A 19,768-nucleotide genomic window follows, 5' to 3' on the forward strand; every position below is an offset into this window, starting at 1 on the left:
CCTTATCTTTCTACTAGGCCAAGCGTATGACGCAAAAGTGGACCTTTAAGTGGTGGAAGGTTATCCATAACAGCTAACCCAAGGTTTCGCCCGATACGAGCGGTTAAAAAATCATTTGAGAACAGGTGTACTAGGCTCGATGTCAGTGTAATCGTCGCCCCTCTGTCCTGTTCTCTACGTTTTCTAAAGTTAACAAGACCAGTGTATCGACCAACATCATCCAACTGAGTACACAACTCTTCGGCTAAAGAAGCCACATCACGAATACCAAGGTTAAAGCCCTGACCCGCGATCGGATGAAGAGTTTGAGCGGCATTGCCGACAATCGCAAATCGATGAGAGATATTTTGCTGACGATGACGAAGAATCAGAGGATAGCTCGCACGCTTACCCACCTTATCTAAACGGCCTAATCGCCAACCAAAATCATTCTGCAGCTGTTCAAGGAACTGGCTGTCGTTTAAAGCCATGACTTTATCAGCTTGTTCTGGCGGTAAGCACCATACTAGCGATAGACGGTTGTCCGTCATTGGTAATAAAGCAACTGGCCCATGATGGGTAAAACGCTCAAAGGCACGACCTTGATGCGGCTCGCTCGCCACAATGTTGGCAATGACAGCCACTTGCTCAAAGTCATGCTCGCTCAACGAAATATTCAGTTGTTGGCAGCAGGTAGAGATCGCTCCGTCAGCTGCAACCAACAACTTAGTTGTAATGGTTTGCCCGCTATTAAGGTCAATGGTCGTCAGTAAATCACTACGCTCAATTTTCGCTACTGAGTCAGGGCACAGCATCGTAATTGCCTCTTCTGACTCCAGCTTTTGCTGATAGATTCGACCGACATCCGCCAACTCGACCACATAACCAAGCGCATCAACCGCAAGATCTTCGCTGTAGATATCAGTCATTCCTGCATGCCCACGATCCGAGACATGAATATCTTTAATCGGGGTTGCAACTGGAGCGATCGATTGCCACAACTGCAATGAATCAAGGATCTGCACTGTGCCATAAGACAAAGCAATAGAACGAGAATCAAACCCAGGATGAGCTTGATGATCAACCTGATAAGGTTCCACTACCGCAATCGATAGCGAGCCTTGGCTTAGGTGATTCAAGGCAAGCGCCAAAGTCGCCCCTGCCATCGCACCACCAGCAATTACAACATCATACTGAGCCATCATAACCTCAAACTGGCAAACGATTAGTGAATGGTTGGAACTACATCTTCAGATGGGCGAGCACCAAACTCAGCATGAATAGTTAATGCACACGCTTTTACGTGCTCAATAACGTGCTCTAGAAGTTGCGCCTGCTCTTCCAGATCATCATCTTCATCAATGCCTAGCTTTGCCATCTCTTCAAGATCAGCCAGCGCTTCTTTAGTGCCTTCCGACGCCTTATTTAACTGAGCGCCAACGAGCCCTAAACCAGAGATAAAGTGGTTGATCCAATCAGACACACCGTCAGCTAAATCAAATAGGCTCGCACTTGCGTCTTCATCAGGCAGTAGCATAGACAATTCCATGCCTGAACCCGTAATCTCACTAGTGGTTACTTTCAATGTCGCTTCCGCTAACGTTAATGCGCGATCCGGCCAACCCATACCTTCGTTGGTGTAATCAAAGATCAGTGGTTGCCAGCTCTTATCTACTAGGCTTAAGCCTCCGCTTAACATACCCGTTAATAAGCCATGCATCTCAGCAGGGGTTACGGCTAGACTTGCCGATTGAAGTTCAGTCGCAACCGTTAGGTAGTCAGGTAAAGTAGTTTCGCTCATCAGATAGCTCGCTCAGTTATTCTTTATATCGATAGTATAATCGTACCACTTCACCCCAATTCTGGTAAGCATCGATCCCTAGCAATTGAAGGATGACTGACTACCAATTGTTCAATTTGCTGAATTACTGTGTGCTCAAGCTCTCATTTACAAACAGTCACTCTGAAAAGCTTGAATCTTAATAGCGGTTTACCTATAGTTTCTCCCTCAGAGGAGATTGCTTCCTCATCGGTACTTGCACTTTTGGTTTCAAGAAAATAACGAAGCGCAACAGCCTTAAAATAGCGCGTTAAAGAGTTCATCCATCATGAGTAATCAAGCGGTAGACGTTGAAATATTAGGAAAACTGACTCGAGTAAATTGTCCAGCAGGGCAAGAGGAGTCATTGATTGCAGCGGCGGCCGATCTTGATAATCGATTGAAAGAGATGGCTGAACGTACTAAGGTAACCAATGAAGTGAAGCTGCTGACTATCGCAGCTCTGAACATTTGCTATGAATTACAAACCAAGAAGTTTGAAGCAAATGACGAACAAAACGCACTGACCGAGCGAATGGAGCAGCTCACAACATCGCTTTCAGATGTTCTCAGTAAGGTTAAGCACGGACAGCAATAGCGTACACAAAATTTACCCTGGAGTGTTTGTCAGAGGATTCACGTCCCCGAGCCGATAAGCAATCCCTAAGGGTTAGTACTTGAGTGCTATTGAGCATGCTCGGCCCGACCGAGAAGCCTACGGTAATCATTGCTGATCCGCCTTGAACTCGCTGGTTCAAGGGCCATCTATTCTCAACGGCACTTTGGGGTATCCCTTCTTATGAAGACGCTCACACGCAGCGAATTTCGCAAACAGATCCGCATCAAACGCAACTCCCTATCTAACGAACAACAAACTCAATCCGGCATAGACCTAGTTAAGCAGTGCGCTCAACTTGATGACATTCAGTCTGCCCAACATATCGCACTTTATATCTCTATCGACGGTGAACTTGATACCCAACCTTTAATCGAGTGGTTATGGGCGCAAGGTAAGCAGACCTATTTACCTGTATTGCACCCCTTCTCTGACGGGCATCTGTTGTTTTTGCACTATTCTCCGACAACCCCAACGGTATTAAATAAATACGGCATCGTTGAACCCCAGCTTAATCAAACGTTGGTGAAACCTTGTCATCAACTCGACCTCATTCTTACCCCGCTGGTTGGTTTTGACTCTCATGGTCATCGGTTAGGCATGGGTGGTGGCTATTACGATCGTACTCTGGCGAAATGGTTCGAGACAGGACAAGGGGCAACACCAATTGGTTTGGCTCACGATTGCCAACAGGTCGATACCCTACCAATTGAAGAGTGGGATGTTCCGTTACCTAAAATCGTGACTCCAAGTAAAACTTGGCAATGGGAAAACAACCGTTAAAGCGCTATAATCGCGCCGCAAACGTTAACCTCGATACTCAAACGTTAACTTAATACGCGAAAGACTAATTCAAAGCGCAAGATCTTATTCAGGAGAATGGCATGACTCAAGATGAAATGAAAAAAGCAGCTGGTTGGGCAGCACTTAAATATGTTGAAGAAGGCAGCATTGTAGGTGTTGGTACTGGCTCTACAGTAAATCACTTCATCGACGCACTAGGCACAATGAAAGACAAAATCAAAGGTGCAGTTTCAAGCTCTGTTGCTTCAACGCAACGCCTAGAAGAGCTAGAGATCAAAGTGTATGAGTGTAATGATGTTGCTAAGTTAGACATCTATGTTGATGGCGCCGACGAGATCAACCCATCTCGCGACATGATCAAGGGCGGCGGTGCAGCTCTAACTCGTGAAAAAATCGTAGCGGCTATCTCTGATAAATTTGTATGTATAGTTGATGGCACGAAAGCTGTTGATGTACTGGGTAAATTCCCTCTACCGGTAGAAGTTATCCCAATGGCGCGTTCATACGTTGCGCGTGAGCTAGTTAAGCTTGGTGGTGACCCGGTTTACCGTGAAGGTTGTACAACGGATAACGGCAACGTGATCCTAGATGTTTACGGCATGGCGATTGAAAACCCGAAACAACTAGAAGATATCATCAATGGTATCGCTGGTGTGGTAACGGTTGGCCTATTCGCACACCGTGGCGCAGACGTGGTTATTACAGGTACACCTGAAGGTGCAAAAATCGAAGAATAAATAATAGAAGATTGAGTTTTTCTGTTACTTCATTACATACGGTGCCTAAGGGCGCCGTTTTTTTTTGCTTTGTACCTGTAAAATTATGTCTTATTCCGTAATTTTCTTACCCAAAACATTTTTTTTTTGTTACTTTATTGTTCAGAAGACGCACAGGGAAAACGTTTGTCTCCTAACAAAGTGGTGAATTTGTTCCCCTTTCAGCCATTTTGTAGCACGTGCGCCGCATTTGCCCAACCTTTCCATTTTAAGGACGAGAACAATGGCCAAAGTTTCACTGGAAAAAGAAAAAATAAAAATTCTACTTCTAGAAGGTCTTCACCCTTCTTCAGTAGAAGTACTTCAAGCCGCTGGTTACACAAATATTGAGTACCACAAAGGCTCACTACCTGAAGATGAACTACTTGAAGCAGTTAAAGATGCTCACTTCATCGGTATTCGTTCTCGCACAAACCTTTCCCAAGAAGTAATTGATGCTGCTGAAAAATTGGTTGCTATCGGTTGTTTCTGTATCGGTACTAACCAAGTAAACCTTGAAGCAGCTGCAAAACGTGGTGTACCTGTCTTCAACGCACCATTCTCAAACACGCGAAGCGTTGCTGAGCTAGTTCTTGGTCAGGTTCTATTGCTACTACGTGGCATCCCAGAAAAGAATGCTCTTGCGCACCGTGGCATCTGGAAAAAGAGTGCAGACAACTCTTACGAAGCTCGTGGTAAGCGCTTAGGTATTATCGGTTACGGTCACATTGGTACTCAGCTGGGTATTATTGCGGAAAACCTAGGTATGCGCGTTTACTTTTACGATATTGAAAACAAGCTTTCACTGGGTAATGCAACGCAAGTTCACACCATGACTGAACTGTTGAACAAGTGTGACGTGATCTCACTGCATGTTCCAGAAACCAATGAAACCAAGAACATGATGGGTAAAGAAGAGTTCGATCGTATGAAGCCGGGCGCAATCTTTATCAATGCAGCGCGTGGCACTGTAGTCGATATTCCGGCTCTATGTGGCGCTCTAGATTCTGGTCACCTTGGAGGTGCGGCGATTGACGTATTCCCAACCGAACCGAAAACCAATGCTGACCCATTTGAGTCACCATTGATGCAGTTCGATAACGTGATTCTAACTCCACACGTTGGTGGTTCTACTCAAGAAGCCCAAGAGAACATCGGTGTAGAAGTGGCAGGTAAACTGGCAAAATACTCTGATAACGGTTCAACGCTATCAAGTGTTAACTTCCCAGAGGTATCGCTACCACTGCATACGGGCACATCTCGCCTATTGCACATTCACCAGAACCGTCCAGGCATTCTGACTCAAATCAACACCATCTTCGCAGAAGAAGGCATCAACATCGCAGGTCAGTACCTACAGACAGCCGCTGATATGGGTTACGTAGTGATCGATGTTGAGGCAGACCGGTCTGAAGAAGCACTGCTGAAACTGAAAGAGATCGAAGGCACTATCCGTGCTCGTCTACTTCACTAATCATCGAATTCGGTATTAGAAAAACAAAAAGGCTCTCATTGTGAGAGCCTTTTTAGTATTTGGCCTATGATAGGCAATTAGATCATGATGATCTAATTACTCTTCAAGCTGATAGATCACATTCACACGATCACGAATAGTGATCGTTGAGTCTTCATAAGAGTTCGACTCCGTTCTCGCATCCATCGCCATAGAACGCATTAGTACCGGCTGAGAAGACTGTGCGTTGTAATCAACACGCCACACGTCGCCAAGCTCACGCTCAAAACCAGTCGCTAATGATTTAGCTTTTGCTCTTGCGTCTTTGATTGCTTCTAAACGCGCTTGCTCTTGATATTTCGCTTGGTCACGCACTTGCAATTGGATGTTATCGATCTGGTTAATCCCTTGAGCAATGGCAATATCCATATACTCATTAAGATTCGATAAATCCTTAACTTCAACCGTCACATTACGTGAAGCTCGGTAACCAACTAACTCCGGCTTGCCGTCTTTTGGGTAGTGATATTGAGGCGCTAGGTAAAGGTTAGAGCTATGAACGCTCGCCTCATCAACCCCAGCTTTATGTAGCTTATTAAGGAAGCTCATCACCACTTTATCAACGGTGAGCTTTGCTTGCTCTGCGGTCATCGTTGACTCAACAACTCTGACTGAAAATGTCGCCATATCTGGCGTTGCCACCACTTCACCGTAACCGGTCGTCGAAATGTGTGGAAAAGATGGCGAATTAGCCAATGCCGAAAAACTTACAGCACTTAGGGCTGCTGTAAGAGTAAGAGAGGTTGCTAACATCTTTGGTACAAACTTCATGGGGGGAGACCTATGCTAAACAAATGTCTTTTCATCATAGAGTAATTTGCCGTTTATCCAATCTAGACACCGCACTTCTAACAGAACTTTGACGCTGAAAAAACCACCAGCTTACTGTGGTAAATGTTCGTGAGCAAAACTCAAAATCGCTTGTGAGATCTCTTTAAGTACCCCACTTTCAAGCTGCCAATGGTGCCAGTAAATCCGATAGGACAATAAAAACCCGGGCGTAATATCAATCAACGAACCTGATTCTAGCTCCTCGATGATCTGTAACCTTGGAATCAAACAGTAGGCAACACCCGACAAGGCCAAACGCACAAACGCTTCAGAGCTACCAACTGTATGGTTGATCACGCTGTCTCTAGGCACATTAAAATGATAATGCAGAAACTTCTTGTGGAGGTCATCGTATTGATCATAAGACACAGCTGGAGCCTTTCTCAATGTGGTGTAGTTGACCCCTTCCGAGAAGTAGCGCTGGTGGAAATCTGGACTTGCCACACACACATAATCCATGCGACCAAGGTAGTCGGCACTGCAACCAGGAATCGCTTGAGACTCCAAACTAATTGCACCTGCAACTTCACCACTTTTAATCTTCTCTATGGTTCTCGATTCGCCATGAATAGCGAGGTTCAATTCCACTTGGCGCAACTTCATCACATCCGACAAAGCTGGCAGTAACCAAGTTGCTAAGCTATCCGCGTTAGTAGCAATGGATATTGATAGAGGCTGATTCCCATCTTCATTCATCAGCTCGGGAACGAGTTCATGCTCCAACAAACGGACTCGACGATATAAGCCTAGTAACTTTTTACCAGCCGGGGTTGGCCTAGGTGGGTTTTCCCTTACCAAAGCAGGTTGAGCGAGCCACTTTTCTAGCTGTTTAATGCGTTGCGACACTGCTGATTGGGAGATATATAACTGCTCTGCCGCCCTTTCAAAACTGCGTTGTTTAACGACAGCATCCAGCGCTTCTATCCATTTATAATCTAAACCACGCATCACTTTGCTCCCTTTTTAATCAAGCCTCACCCTACATTAGCAACTCTAATAATGGATTAAAATCATTAATTATACTTATCACAAGGAGCGGAGTATCTTCCCCTTATAACCAGTATGTGTCGTTAATTAAATGGGAGGTTAAAATGAGTTTTTGGGTTTTATTACAAGGTTTTGGTCTAGGGGCAAGCATGATTATCCCTATTGGCGCACAAAATGCGTACGTCCTAAATCAAGGGATAAAGCGCAATCACCATTTAACCACAGCAACGATTTGTAGCTTGCTCGACACCCTATTTATCTCGCTAGGCATTTTTGGTGGTGGCGCTATCTTGTCGCAAAATGAAGTCCTGCTCACTTCAGTGACACTAGGTGGTATCGCTTTCCTGACTGTCTATGGTTTGTTGTCGCTGCGTAGTGCTTTTAAAGCGCCATCAGACAAGGAATCAAAAGGTGAAATATTGGCTCGTGGTAAACGTACTGTCATCCTAGGAGCATTGGCAGTTACAGTATTAAACCCACACCTCTATTTGGATACAGTTGTGATTCTTGGTTCGATTGGCGGACAGTTTGAAGGTAACGACAGAATCGCGTTTGCTATGGGAACCATATTGGCTTCGTTCGTTTGGTTTTACTCGCTCTCACTGGGAGCCGCAAAGCTTGGCCCAACGCTATCTAAACCGAATGTTAAGAAAGGCATTGATATCGCTGTAGCAACTATGATGTTCGCAATTGCTGCTGTGCTTACCAATGGACTGGTTGAGCAATACTGGTAAGCAATTAAAGAACAAAGACTGCCGACCAAGCCAAAGATGACATCAGTAACTCATTAATATAATGAGTTACGCTAGAATGACTCGAATTTTACTGTTAAGTTCACTCAGCGCAGCTTCAAGGCTTGGTTCCGGTTGGCTCAAGTGATTTATCAAGGTCATGAAATAGCTATCCATAATCAATGGCATTTTTTCAGAAATAGATGCATCGACATTAACAGTCTGAAAGAGTGCCTGATCAAAGGTGCGGTAATAGTCTAGATCCCAAATGACCTCTTTGAGTAACGCTCGACTTAACTCAACATTATCAAAATAATAGCTGTAGTAGTGTCCAATTAGCGAGATACCGATATCCACAGCACGTTTATCTTGCTCAGCCGCTAACACCTCCTGACCAATCTTTTCCAACTGCGATAGCATTCCTTCTCGAAGAATAGTCAGCTTGGTTTCAAAATGACTAAACACCGTGCCATCTGCCACACCCGCGTGGCGAGCGATCTGTCGAGTTGTGGTGTTGTCATAACCATTTTCCCCAAACAACTCCCAAGCAGACGCTAAGATCTTCTGTTTCGTTATCTCTCTCTTACTCACGAAAATACATCCTTCTCTAATCAAGCTTGATCATACTCTTAGTGCTCTAACTTGACAAATTGAGCACGCTCAATTATGAAAATGAGCGCGCTCAATTTAACTTTGGAGATACGGACATGATGAATATATTAAACCGACTGGGACAAGTGCTGATTTTTCTGCCCACGATCTTTTGCTTCTCTTACCTACTTCGACCGCTACTGATGATGATTCTGATTCCTGGCGGTTTATGTTTATTGGCTATTTTGGGAGGACAAGAAGTAAGAAAGCCCTTATATGCGATGTTAAAAACATCGTTGTGGCCGACGTCGAGTAGAACACGAAATAGGGATATACAAAGAAAAGAAGCTAAGCAGTAACAACAACTAACGAGTAAAAGGAATGATATTGAAGACAACAAAAAAGGCGGATAACCTAAGTTATCCGCCTTTTATTCAATTTGTCGAAGCTTTATTAGCCCTCAACTTTGTTCATGTGAACATCCATTTGTGGGAATGGGATTTCGATACCTTCTTTATCCAAGCCTTCTTTGATTGCTTGCATTAAGTCGAAGTAAACATTCCAGTACTCAGCAGTGCTAACCCATGGGCGAACCACGAAGTTAACTGAAGAGTCTGCTAGCGTGTGTACACCAACTAAAACACCTGGTTCTTTAAGTATACGCTCATCAGCTTCACAGATCTTAGTCAAAAGCTCTTTGGTCTTTTGTAGATCTGCGCCGTAAGAGACACCAATCATTAGGTCGATACGACGCGTATCATGGCGAGAATAGTTAGTGATTGAGCCACCGATAACATTACCATTCGGTACCACAACCATTTTATTATCAGGTGTTGTTAAAACCGTTTGGAAGATCTGAATTGAATCAACTGAGCCTGCCACACCGCCAATTTCCACATAGTCGCCAGACTTGAATGGACGGAATGCAACGATAAGCACACCTGCTGCAAAGTTCGATAGTGCACCTTGCAGTGCAAGACCAACCGCTAAACCAGCGGCACCTATTACCGCCACCACAGATGCAGTCTGAACGCCAAGGCGACCAAGAGCTGCAATCAAAACAATAACAAACAACAAATAACGGACTAAGCCATGAATGAACTCAACAACCGCTCGGTCCATATTCTTCTTCTGAAGAACCTTAGCCACGCTGTTTGCTACAGCTTTTACGATTAGGTTACCAATAAACAGAATAACCAATGCAGATATAATGTTTACCCCGTACTGAATAAACAAATCTGAGTTATCCGTTAACCACTGTTCTGCATTTGAAAGACCATCTACAAGCGGGGTCTCAATCGTTGTAGAACTCTCAGCCATAATGTGCATCCTCTATGTTATACGCTATGAGCTAAACTGCCTTAAACCAAATTTTTCAGTCGAATAGGCTTTGCTAACTTTATTTGACCAAACCAGAAGGCTAACGAAAAATTTGCTAAGTCTGTTTTACGAAACAGAGTGTCTACACTCCGTTTTCCGGCACGATATCCTGTCTTTAAAAGATTGCAAAGTCATACTCATGTAAGCCTTTGAATAAAGGAAACTTACGCATAAATACAAATACCGTTAACTCAATCCTAGGAAACTTATTCACCACACGCTAGGTTTTTCACATAAATAATACAACTTTTTATCAGATATAAAAAAACCCGCTCAATCTGCGGGTTTTGGAACTAAAGAGTACTTAATTCAAAGAATTATAGTACGTCTACAGCGTTAAGGTCAGCAAATGCTTTCTCAAGACGAGTAACCATAGAAGCTTGACCAGCACGTAGCCATACGCGTGGATCGTAGTACTTCTTGTTTGGTGCATCTTCACCAGTTGGGTTGCCGATTTGACCTTGTAGGTAGTCACGGTTTTCCGCTTCGTATGCACGGATACCATCCCATGTCGCCCACTGAGTATCAGTATCGATGTTCATTTTGATAACACCGTAGCCAATAGACTCTTGGATTTCTGCTTCAGTAGAACCAGAACCACCGTGGAATACGAAGTTTAGAGCGTTAGGTGCGATACCAAACTTCTCTGCACAGTATGCTTGAGAGTCACGTAGAATAGTTGGAGTTAGAACAACGTTACCTGGCTTGTACACACCATGTACGTTACCGAAAGATGCTGCGATAGTGAAACGTGGGCTAACAGCGCTTAGTTTCTCGTATGCGTAAGCAACGTCTTCTGGAGAAGTGTAAAGCTCAGATGCATCCATATCAGAGTTATCAACGCCGTCTTCTTCACCACCAGTACAACCAAGTTCGATCTCGATTGTCATGTTCATTTTAGCCATGCGCTCTAGGTACTTAGCACATGTTTCGATGTTCTCTTCTAGAGACTCTTCAGAAAGGTCTAGCATGTGAGAAGAGAATAGAGGCTTACCAGTTTGAGCGAAGAACTCTTCACCAGCGTCCAGTAGACCGTCGATCCATGGAAGTAGTTTCTTAGCAGCGTGGTCAGTGTGTAGAATAACTGGAACACCGTAAGCTTCAGCTACAGCGTGTACGTATTTAGCACCAGCTACAGCACCAAGGATTTGTGCACCTTGACCTTCAAGTTTAACGCCTTTACCTGCGAAGAATGCAGCGCCACCGTTAGAGAACTGAACAACTACTGGAGATTTAACTTTAGCAGCCGCTTCTAGTACTGCGTTTACAGAGTCAGTACCAACAACGTTTACAGCAGGAAGAGCAAATTTGTTTTCTTTTGCTACTTCAAATACTTTCTGTACGTCATCGCCAGAAATCACACCAGGTTTTACAAAATCGAAGATCTTAGACATGGAAATAGTCCTATTTATTCTATCGTTTTAAGATTAAAAAACTTAAGTTTAAAAACTTGCAATCGTTTGCTCACAACTTATGCCATTCTAGCAAAAAAGTGTGATATGCAGCAAACGTTAAAAGGCGAGATTCGCATCTCGCCTTTCTAAATCAATTATGCTTTAGCACGCTCTTCAAGCATTGCTACTGCAGGAAGTACTTTACCTTCAACGAACTCAAGGAAAGCGCCGCCGCCAGTAGAGATGTAAGAAACGTCAGCTTTGATACCGAACTTGTCGATAGCTGCTAGCGTGTCACCACCACCTGCTACAGAGAAACCTGCAGACTCAGCGATTGCTTTAGAAATACCAGCAGTACCCGCTTCGAAGTTCTTGAATTCGAATACGCCTACAGGGCCGTTCCAAAGGATAGTTTTTGCGTTGCCGATGATTTCAGCTAGAGCTGCAGTTGAATCAGGACCTAGGTCGAAGATCATGTCGTCGTCTGCAACTTCAGATACGTGTTTGATTTCAGCTTCTGCGTTCTCGTCGAATGCTTTAGCACATGCAACGTCAGTCGCTACTGGGATAGCACACTCTTTCATCAGCTTCTTAGCAGTGTCAACTAGGTCTGCTTCGTATAGAGACTTACCTACGTTGTGGCCTTCAGCAGCGATGAAGGTGTTTGCGATACCACCACCAACAACAAGTTGGTCTGCAACTTTAGATAGAGACTCAAGAACAGTCAGTTTAGTAGAAACTTTAGAACCACCAACGATAGCAACTAGTGGACGCTCTGGGTTGTCCATTGCTTTACCTAGTGCTTCAAGTTCAGCAGCAAGAAGAGGACCAGCACATGCTACAGGAGCGTGAGAACCAACACCGTGAGTAGATGCTTGTGCACGGTGAGCCGTACCGAATGCATCCATTACGAAGATGTCACATAGAGATGCGTATGCTTTAGATAGCTCTTCTTCGTTCTTCTTCTCGCCTTTGTTGAAGCGAACGTTTTCTAGAACAACAAGCTCACCAGCGTTTAGCTCTAGGCCGTTTAGGTAGTCTTTAGCCAGTTTAACTTCGCAATCTAGTGCGTCGTTTAGGTAGTTAACTACAGGAGCTAGAGAGAACTCTTCGTTGTATTCGCCTTCAGTAGGACGACCAAGGTGAGAAGTAACCATTACTTTTGCACCAGCTTCTAGGCAAAGCTTGATAGTTGGTAGAGATGCTAGGATACGTGCATCTGAAGTTACTTTACCGTCTTTTACTGGTACGTTTAGGTCAGCACGGATAAATACGCGTTTACCTGCAAGTTCCAGGTCAGTCATCTTGATCACAGACATGATTTGTCCTCTCAAATTTAAATAAAAATAAAGTTTTGGAAACTCAGCAACCCTGCTAAGCCTATAAATTATTCAACTGGTAATACTTTAGCTACTCATAATATGTGGACACTTCGCATTTATTTCAAGCTAAAAAATAAATAATCCGCACATTTGCTTCTAGGTCTTACTTCTTGCCTTCTGAAGCTTGCATTGCAAGAACCGTATCCAGCATTCGGTTCGCAAAGCCCCATTCATTATCACACCACACTAGCATTTTCACTAAGTGGCCATTGCTCACTCGAGTTTGTGAACCATCAACAATCGCGCTATGGGGATCATGATTAAAGTCAATGGATACGAGCGGCGCTTCAGTATAGTCAACGATGTTGTGTAATGTACACTGAGATGCGTTAACAATGGTTTGATTTACGTCATTAACTTTCACATTCGTATTAATTGTGACACTTAAATCCATCGCTGTTACGTTTACCGTCGGTACACGCACAGATATTGCTTCGAACTTGTTAGAAAATTTCGGGAAAATTCTTTCAATACCTTTATGCAGTTTGGTATCGACAGGAATAATGGATTGGCTTGCTGCACGAGTACGGCGAAGGTCGCTGTGGTAAGCATCAATAACTTGCTGATCATTCATTGAAGAGTGAATGGTCGTTATGGTGCCTGATTCGATGCCAAAGGCTTCATCAAGAACCTTAATGATAGGAACGATACAGTTGGTGGTACATGAACCGTTAGAAACGACTCTGTGGTCGGCTTCGATAGTATCGTGATTCACGCCGTAGATAATGGTGTTGTCTAGGTCATTAGCTCCCGGATGTGAGAACAGTACCTTTTTCGCGCCAGCCGCAATGTGTGCAAGGCCGTCTGCACGGCAGCCGTAAACACCAGTACAATCAAGAACGATGTCCACTTCGAGGTCACGCCAAGGCAGCAACTCGATATCAGCAAGATGTAAAATACGAATCGTATCGAACTCACCTTTATCTTCCACACCGATGCCATGATGGACATAGATGTGCTCTTGGTCGTTGGAGATCTTCTTACCGAAGCGACCGTGGCTGGTATCGTACTGTAATAGGTGAGCCATAGCGTCAGGCTGAGCAAGCTCATTGACAGCTACTACTTTGATTTGTTGGCTTTTGCCACTTTCGTAAACAGCGCGTAATACGTTACGCCCTATTCGTCCAAATCCGTTTATCGCGACTTTTAGCATAGTTCCGTACATCTAACCAAAATTTCGTGCAACAGATAATAACTGAATCCTACCCAAAAGGCATTAGTTGAGTTGTCTAACTAGACAAAAGCAATCTATTAGCATTGATTATCATTTTTGATTAATGTAGTTATTGAGGTGATGAGTCTTACCTAGTTCTACGGCTGTTTCTAACCCAGTTTTCTCAACCAAAGGAAAAGGTTATATCTGGATACCCAGCGACTCATTTTTGCAAGACATGCAATAAAGACACACCACATAGTGAAATTCTTGTTCGCCAGACAAGCAGTTATGATACCGACAAAAGTTTACTCGGTAGAATTAAGCTTTTTGCTAACTCAATTATCAATGGCGGCCACTACTACAACATGGATAGGTACGTGACATGTAAAGTATGTGGCACTAAAGAGCTGGACAATTGGGGTAATGAATTCGAATAGCCTAAAATTTGTATATTACTAAAAAAACCGAGCCTGATAGCTCGGTTTTTCTTTCATTGCTTGTTAACAAGTAATGATTAAGCAAGAAGCTCTTTTGCTGTGTTTACTACGTTTTCAGTAGTGAAACCGAACATCTTGAATAGCTCACCTGCAGGTGCAGATTCGCCAAACGTTGTCATACCGATGATTTTGCCACCAAAACCAACATACTTGTACCAGAAGTCAGCGATGCCAGCTTCTACAGCAATACGAGCTGTTACGTCAGATGGAAGTACAGATTCACGGTACTCAGCGTCTTGCTTGTCGAATGCGTCAGTTGCAGGCATAGATACTACACGTACCTTCTTACCTTCAGCTGTTAGTTCAGCTGCAGCGTTAACCGCTAGCTCAACTTCAGAACCTGTAGCGATAAGGATCAGCTCTGGCTTACCTTCACAATCTTTCAGGATGTAACCACCCTTCACGATGTTAGCTACTTGCTCTTCGCTACGCTCTTGCTGCGCAAGGTTTTGACGAGAGAAGATTAGAGACGTTGGACCGTCTTTACGTTCGATAGCCAGTTTCCAAGCGACTGCAGACTCAACTTGGTCACATGGACGCCATGTGCTCATGTTTGGAGTCAGACGTAGAGAAGCCATTTGCTCAACTGGTTGGTGAGTTGGGCCATCTTCGCCAAGACCAATAGAGTCATGCGTGTAAACTTGGATGTTCTGAACTTTCATCAGAGCAGCCATACGCATTGCGTTACGAGCGTATTCCATGAACATTAGGAATGTCGCGCCGTATGGTACGAAACCACCGTGCAGAGCGATACCGTTCATGATCGCCGTCATACCGAATTCACGTACACCGTAGTGGATGTAGTTACCAGAGAAGTCATTTGCTTCTAGAGACTTAGAGCCGGACCACATAGTTAGGTTCGAAGGCGCTAGGTCAGCAGAGCCGCCCATGAATTCTGGAAGCATTTGACCAAACGCTTCTAGAGCATTTTGAGATGCTTTACGTGAAGCAATGTTTGCAGGGTTAGCTTGAAGATCAGCAATGATTGCGTTTGCTTTCTCTTCCCACTGTGCTGGAAGTTCACCGTTAGTACGACGTTTGAATTCTGCTGCTAGCTCTGGGTAAGCCGCTGCGTATGCGTCAAACTTAGCATTCCACGCTGCTTCTTTCGCTGCGCCTGCTTCTTTCGCATTCCACTCAGCTGCGATATCAGCTGGGATTTCGAAAGGACCGTGTTCCCAACCCAATGCTGCTTTAGTTGCTGTGATTTCATCAGCGCCTAGTGGAGCACCGTGACAGTCGTGCGTACCTGCTTTGTTTGGAGAACCAAAACCGATGATAGTTTTAGTACAGATAAGCGTTGGACGAGGGTCTGCTTTAGCTGCTTCGATAGCTGCATTGATTGCTTCAGGATCGTGACCGTCTACTGCTGGAATTACGTGCCAGCCGTATGCTTCAAAACGCTTAGGAGTATCGTCAGAGAACCAACCTTCCACTTCACCATCGATAGAGATACCGTTGTCATCCCAGAAAGCAACCAGCTTACCAAGACCTAGCGTACCAGCTAGTGAACATGCTTCGTGAGAGATACCTTCCATCAGACAGCCATCACCCATGAATGCATAAGTGTAGTGGTCTACGATGTCGTGACCTTCTTTGTTGAACTGTGCAGCCAGTGCTTTCTCTGCCATTGCCATACCAACAGCGTTAGTGATGCCTTGACCTAGAGGACCCGTCGTTGTCTCGATACCAGGAGCGTAACCGTACTCTGGGTGACCAGGAGTCTTAGAGTGCAGTTGACGGAAGTTTTTCAGATCTTCAATTGAAAGCTCGTAGCCTGCAAGGTGAAGCAGAGAGTAAATCAACATTGAACCATGGCCGTTAGACAGGATAAAACGGTCGCGGTCAGCCCACTCTGGGTTTGCTGGGTTGTGGTTCAAGTGGCCACGCCAAAGAACTTCAGCGATGTCAGCCATACCCATAGGTGCGCCTGGGTGGCCTGAATTTGCTTGTTGAACACCGTCCATGCTAAGTGCGCGGATTGCATTGGCTAGATCTTTACGAGAAGGCATGTCTGCTCCTGGATACATAAGCGATTTAAAAAAGAGATAGTGCTAATGTTTTCATTTTAATTAGCGCGGGTATTCTCTCAAACGACTATTGCGACTGCAAACGTTTTACTGGCATTTTAACGGTCATTTTTCGCAATTTTCGAACATTTACATCACTTGTCAGCCGCTTATCTCAACCAACACGCAAACGTTTAGTTATGGCATATCATAAAAAAGAGCTTGTAATTCGACCGCTGGAATTTAGAATAGACGTCTAGATGTAGAAACACCTACAAAATATACTGTATTTAATGGCGGCGCTTCCTAGCTTGCGACGCCATGAACTATTTACACCAAAAACTAAAAGTGGAGCTCTCATGGCTAAGCACCTATTCACTTCTGAATCTGTTTCAGAAGGTCATCCAGATAAAATTGCAGACCAAATCTCTGATGCTGTTCTTGATGCCATCTTAGAACAAGATCCAAAAGCACGTGTTGCTTGTGAGACTTACGTAAAAACCGGCATGGTTATGGTTGGCGGTGAAGTAACAACTTCTGCATGGGTTGATATCGAAGAGATCACTCGTGAAACAGTTCGTGAAATTGGTTACGTTCACTCTGATATGGGCTTTGACGCTGACTCTTGTGCCGTTCTAAACACAATTGGTAAGCAGTCTCCAGACATCAACCAAGGTGTTGATAAAGCAGACCCGAAAGAGCAAGGCGCAGGCGACCAAGGCATCATGTTTGGTTACGCGACTAACGAAACTGAAATCCTAATGCCAGCTCCAATCACTTACTCTCACCTTCTTGTTAAGAAACAAGCTGAAGTACGTAAGAGCGGCAAGCTAGACTTCCTTCGCCCAGATGCGAAATCTCAGGTTACTTTCCAGTACGACCAAGGTAAGATCGTTGGTATCGATGCTGTTGTTCTTTCTACTCAACACTGTGATTCAGTAACAACACCTGACCTACGTGAAGCGGTAATGGAAGAGATCATCAAGCCAGTACTTCCTTCAGAGTGGATCAACAAAGACACTAACTTCTTCATCAACCCAACAGGCCGTTTCGTAATCGGTGGCCCAATGGGTGACTGTGGTCTAACTGGCCGTAAGATCATCGTTGATACCTACGGCGGCGCAGCTCGTCACGGTGGCGGTGCATTCTCTGGTAAAGATCCATCAAAGGTTGACCGTTCTGCAGCTTACGCAGCACGTTACGTTGCGAAAAACATCGTTGCAGCTGGTATGGCTGACCGTTGTGAGATTCAACTGTCTTACGCTATCGGTGTTGCAGATCCAACATCAATCATGGTTGAAACGTTCGGTACTGAGAAAGTAGCGCACGAAATCATCATTGAAGCAGTTCGTCAAAACTTCGACCTACGTCCATACGGTCTTCAAGAGATGCTGAACCTTCTTCAGCCTATCTACAAGCAGACTGCAGCATACGGTCACTTCGGTCGTGAAGAGTTCCCTTGGGAAGCGACTGACAAAGCAGCAATCCTTGCTGACTTCGCTGGCCTAAAATAATTTAGCCACTGCGATTTGTTTCTTTAAAGCCCTTACTGCTTAGTAAGGGCTTTATTTTTATGTACTTACCGAACCTTCACTAGCTACTTCTTTCTCTAACGCCCTTCTTTACCGTTAACCACTAAGTATAAAAAGCCGCTGATAATTTGTGTTTTCTAACACTACTGACAATAGTTAAGGTAACTCCTAGGCGATCAAGCTCACATTTAACTTAAATTAATTCAGTCTGATAACGCTCGTTAAATGCACGCTAGAACAAAAACTGGGATGACAAAGAGCAATTTAGCTCAACACCATAACTCTCATACAAGCCACACCGATGAGTCTTATGGAATTATAACTAGGACGTTATTTAACTAGGGGGATCTATGCCTCGTACCGCGCACCCATCCGAACTGAACGATAAAAAACACAAGGTCAGCGATAAGGATTACGCTCGCACCATTCCTTGCAACCAAATCAGTATTTCCGCACCCTTTCATTGGTTGTCGCTTGCTCTGCATGACTTAGTAAGAATGCCATTAATCAGCGCATTTTACGGTTTATGCTTTATGGGAGCGGCAATTGCCATTGTTCAACTTGTCCAATGGCAAGGAACACACTTGGTGGTGATGCCAAGCTTGATTGTGTACATGCTGATAGGACCTTTTCTCGCTCTGGGCTTGTATGACGCAGCCTGGGAAAGAGAAAAAGGGCACAACGCCAGCCTATTCCATTCAATGAAAGCCATTACTCGCAACTCGACTCACCAGTGGGCCTTTGCGATTGTATTAATGGTCGCGATGATATTCTGGATGCGTATCGCCGCTCTATTGCACGCTTTGTATCCATCAGTACAAGGCGCGCCATTAGCAGAGTTTGCGCCCTTCTTGATCACGGGTTCTGTTATTGGATTTGTAATCGCCAGCCTAATCTTCAGCATCTCGGCATTTTCTATTCCATTGATGATGGAGAGACGCGTGGATGTGATGAGCGCAATCTTCACCAGCTTCAATGCCGTGAAATCCAACATCCCAGCAATGGTGGTATGGGCAAGTATTATTTGTGCCGGTATTCTGGTGGGCTTTGCAACCTACGGCATTGGTATGATCGTCACCATGCCGCTACTTGGTTATGGTACATGGCATGCCTACCACGAAATCATCAAGAAGAATCACCACCTATAAATTATCGCCAGAATAACGAGCAATGTTATGATGAGGCCTTAGCTTAAACGCTGAGGCCTTTTTTTGGAGTTAACAACGTTTGTCTTACACCCCGCAACAACATCGAGCAAATAAGAAATTGGCCGAGTGCCTAGCTATCGCTAATCAACATTTCTCTCGTGAATTCCCATGCCCGACCATTACTTACAAGTTAAGAGGTAAAGCGGCAGGAAAGGCCTACCTTCAGCTCAATGAAATTAAGCTCAACCATGTACTCTTCGCCGAGAATGAGGATGCCTTCATTAACGAGGTGGTGCCTCATGAACTGGCACATCTGATCACACATCAGGTCTTTGGACGAGTGAGACCTCACGGGAATGAATGGAAATACGTGATGGAAAAGGTATTCAACGTGCCAGCCAAAACGACCCATAGCTTTGAGATATCCTCAGTGCAAGGAAAAACCTTTGAGTATCGCTGTGCCTGCACGGTTTATCCACTTTCTATCAGACGTCACAACAAGGTGTTACGTAACCAGTCAAGCTACCGCTGCCAGCAGTGTAATCAAACCTTGGCCTTTACAGGCACGCAACTCAGCTAACTCCCCCGACTCGGCGCCAGCTTTATTTTATCGCGCCCCTCGCCAATTTAGAAAACTGCACTCA

Annotated in this window: 19 protein-coding genes and 1 other RNA gene; 10 read left to right on the forward strand and 10 right to left on the reverse strand. The window is 44.6% G+C overall.

Going from position 1 to position 19,768, the window contains the following annotated elements; translation table 11 throughout:
* Positions 1 to 2: 2 nt before the first annotated feature.
* Positions 3 to 1,181, reverse strand: a complete 1,179-nt coding sequence (gene ubiH / locus OCV52_RS13355) for a 2-octaprenyl-6-methoxyphenyl hydroxylase (RefSeq protein WP_137408545.1) — start codon at positions 1,179 to 1,181, stop codon at positions 3 to 5.
* 23 nt (positions 1,182 to 1,204) lie between these two features.
* A complete protein-coding gene (locus tag OCV52_RS13360; RefSeq protein WP_137408543.1) occupies positions 1,205 to 1,780 on the reverse strand; it encodes a YecA/YgfB family protein in 576 nt (191 codons plus the stop codon).
* Positions 1,781 to 2,087: 307 nt separating this feature from the next.
* Between OCV52_RS13360 and zapA the strand changes: the two genes are divergently transcribed.
* From zapA to serA, 5 genes are all read left to right on the forward strand, one after another.
* Entirely contained in the window at positions 2,088 to 2,396 is a 309-nt protein-coding gene (gene zapA / locus OCV52_RS13365; RefSeq protein WP_004739010.1) for a cell division protein ZapA, read from the forward strand.
* Positions 2,397 to 2,407: 11 nt separating this feature from the next.
* Positions 2,408 to 2,591: non-coding RNA, 6S RNA (gene ssrS / locus OCV52_RS13370), on the forward strand.
* A gap of 6 nt (positions 2,592 to 2,597) precedes the next feature.
* A complete protein-coding gene (locus OCV52_RS13375) occupies positions 2,598 to 3,197 on the forward strand; it encodes a 5-formyltetrahydrofolate cyclo-ligase (protein ID WP_137408542.1) in 600 nt (199 codons plus the stop codon).
* Positions 3,198 to 3,298: 101 nt separating this feature from the next.
* Positions 3,299 to 3,955, forward strand: coding sequence for a ribose-5-phosphate isomerase RpiA (gene rpiA, locus OCV52_RS13380; protein ID WP_137408541.1), 657 nt, complete (start codon positions 3,299 to 3,301; stop codon positions 3,953 to 3,955).
* A 262-nt stretch (positions 3,956 to 4,217) separates the two neighbouring features.
* Complete coding sequence (serA, locus tag OCV52_RS13385) at positions 4,218 to 5,447, forward strand: phosphoglycerate dehydrogenase (protein WP_004739005.1); 1,230 nt, start codon at positions 4,218 to 4,220, stop codon at positions 5,445 to 5,447.
* A 96-nt stretch (positions 5,448 to 5,543) separates the two neighbouring features.
* Here serA and OCV52_RS13390 read toward each other — a convergent pair whose 3' ends face one another.
* Together OCV52_RS13390 and OCV52_RS13395 are read right to left on the reverse strand one after the other, a co-directional pair.
* Positions 5,544 to 6,257 (reverse strand): oxidative stress defense protein, encoded by a 714-nt coding sequence (locus OCV52_RS13390; RefSeq protein WP_137408540.1) that lies wholly within the window; start codon positions 6,255 to 6,257, stop codon positions 5,544 to 5,546.
* 111 nt (positions 6,258 to 6,368) lie between these two features.
* A complete protein-coding gene (locus OCV52_RS13395) occupies positions 6,369 to 7,265 on the reverse strand; it encodes a LysR family transcriptional regulator ArgP (RefSeq protein WP_137408539.1) in 897 nt (298 codons plus the stop codon).
* Between the two features lie 143 nt (positions 7,266 to 7,408).
* Here OCV52_RS13395 and OCV52_RS13400 point away from each other — a divergent pair, with 143 nt between their 5' ends.
* The gene (locus OCV52_RS13400) at positions 7,409 to 8,038 is read left to right on the forward strand and encodes a LysE/ArgO family amino acid transporter (RefSeq protein WP_137408538.1); all 630 of its coding nucleotides are present in this window, start codon (positions 7,409 to 7,411) and stop codon (positions 8,036 to 8,038) included.
* 66 nt (positions 8,039 to 8,104) lie between these two features.
* Here the strand turns inward: OCV52_RS13400 and OCV52_RS13405 are convergent, their stop codons facing one another.
* From OCV52_RS13405 to epd, 5 genes are all read right to left on the reverse strand, one after another.
* Entirely contained in the window at positions 8,105 to 8,626 is a 522-nt protein-coding gene (locus OCV52_RS13405; RefSeq protein ID WP_102431280.1) for a TetR/AcrR family transcriptional regulator, read from the reverse strand.
* 453 nt (positions 8,627 to 9,079) lie between these two features.
* Positions 9,080 to 9,946, reverse strand: a complete 867-nt coding sequence (mscS, locus tag OCV52_RS13410; protein WP_137408537.1) for a small-conductance mechanosensitive channel MscS — start codon at positions 9,944 to 9,946, stop codon at positions 9,080 to 9,082.
* A gap of 377 nt (positions 9,947 to 10,323) precedes the next feature.
* On the reverse strand, positions 10,324 to 11,400 hold the full coding sequence (gene fbaA / locus OCV52_RS13415; RefSeq protein ID WP_032549831.1) for a class II fructose-bisphosphate aldolase: 1,077 nt from the start codon (positions 11,398 to 11,400) through the stop codon (positions 10,324 to 10,326).
* A gap of 155 nt (positions 11,401 to 11,555) precedes the next feature.
* Entirely contained in the window at positions 11,556 to 12,719 is a 1,164-nt protein-coding gene (locus tag OCV52_RS13420; RefSeq protein WP_137408536.1) for a phosphoglycerate kinase, read from the reverse strand.
* Between the two features lie 166 nt (positions 12,720 to 12,885).
* The gene (gene epd, locus OCV52_RS13425) at positions 12,886 to 13,935 is read right to left on the reverse strand and encodes an erythrose-4-phosphate dehydrogenase (RefSeq protein ID WP_102424756.1); all 1,050 of its coding nucleotides are present in this window, start codon (positions 13,933 to 13,935) and stop codon (positions 12,886 to 12,888) included.
* 203 nt (positions 13,936 to 14,138) lie between these two features.
* Here epd and OCV52_RS13430 point away from each other — a divergent pair, with 203 nt between their 5' ends.
* The gene (locus OCV52_RS13430; protein WP_004738990.1) at positions 14,139 to 14,375 is read left to right on the forward strand and encodes a hypothetical protein; all 237 of its coding nucleotides are present in this window, start codon (positions 14,139 to 14,141) and stop codon (positions 14,373 to 14,375) included.
* A 77-nt stretch (positions 14,376 to 14,452) separates the two neighbouring features.
* Here the strand turns inward: OCV52_RS13430 and tkt are convergent, their stop codons facing one another.
* On the reverse strand, positions 14,453 to 16,447 hold the full coding sequence (gene tkt / locus OCV52_RS13435; RefSeq protein WP_102424754.1) for a transketolase: 1,995 nt from the start codon (positions 16,445 to 16,447) through the stop codon (positions 14,453 to 14,455).
* Between the two features lie 356 nt (positions 16,448 to 16,803).
* Between tkt and metK the strand changes: the two genes are divergently transcribed.
* From metK to OCV52_RS13450, 3 genes are all read left to right on the forward strand, one after another.
* Entirely contained in the window at positions 16,804 to 17,958 is a 1,155-nt protein-coding gene (gene metK / locus OCV52_RS13440; protein ID WP_004738986.1) for a methionine adenosyltransferase, read from the forward strand.
* 368 nt (positions 17,959 to 18,326) lie between these two features.
* The gene (locus OCV52_RS13445; RefSeq protein ID WP_008223581.1) at positions 18,327 to 19,124 is read left to right on the forward strand and encodes a DUF2189 domain-containing protein; all 798 of its coding nucleotides are present in this window, start codon (positions 18,327 to 18,329) and stop codon (positions 19,122 to 19,124) included.
* Positions 19,125 to 19,203: 79 nt separating this feature from the next.
* Positions 19,204 to 19,704: a SprT family zinc-dependent metalloprotease gene (locus OCV52_RS13450; protein ID WP_102424753.1), complete on the forward strand. Its 501-nt coding sequence runs from the start codon at positions 19,204 to 19,206 to the stop codon at positions 19,702 to 19,704.
* The last annotated feature ends 64 nt before the right edge of the window (positions 19,705 to 19,768 follow it).

The sequence above is a fragment of the Vibrio chagasii genome, from assembly GCF_024347355.1.
In the GTDB taxonomy this organism is placed as follows: Bacteria; Pseudomonadota; Gammaproteobacteria; order Enterobacterales; family Vibrionaceae; genus Vibrio; species Vibrio chagasii.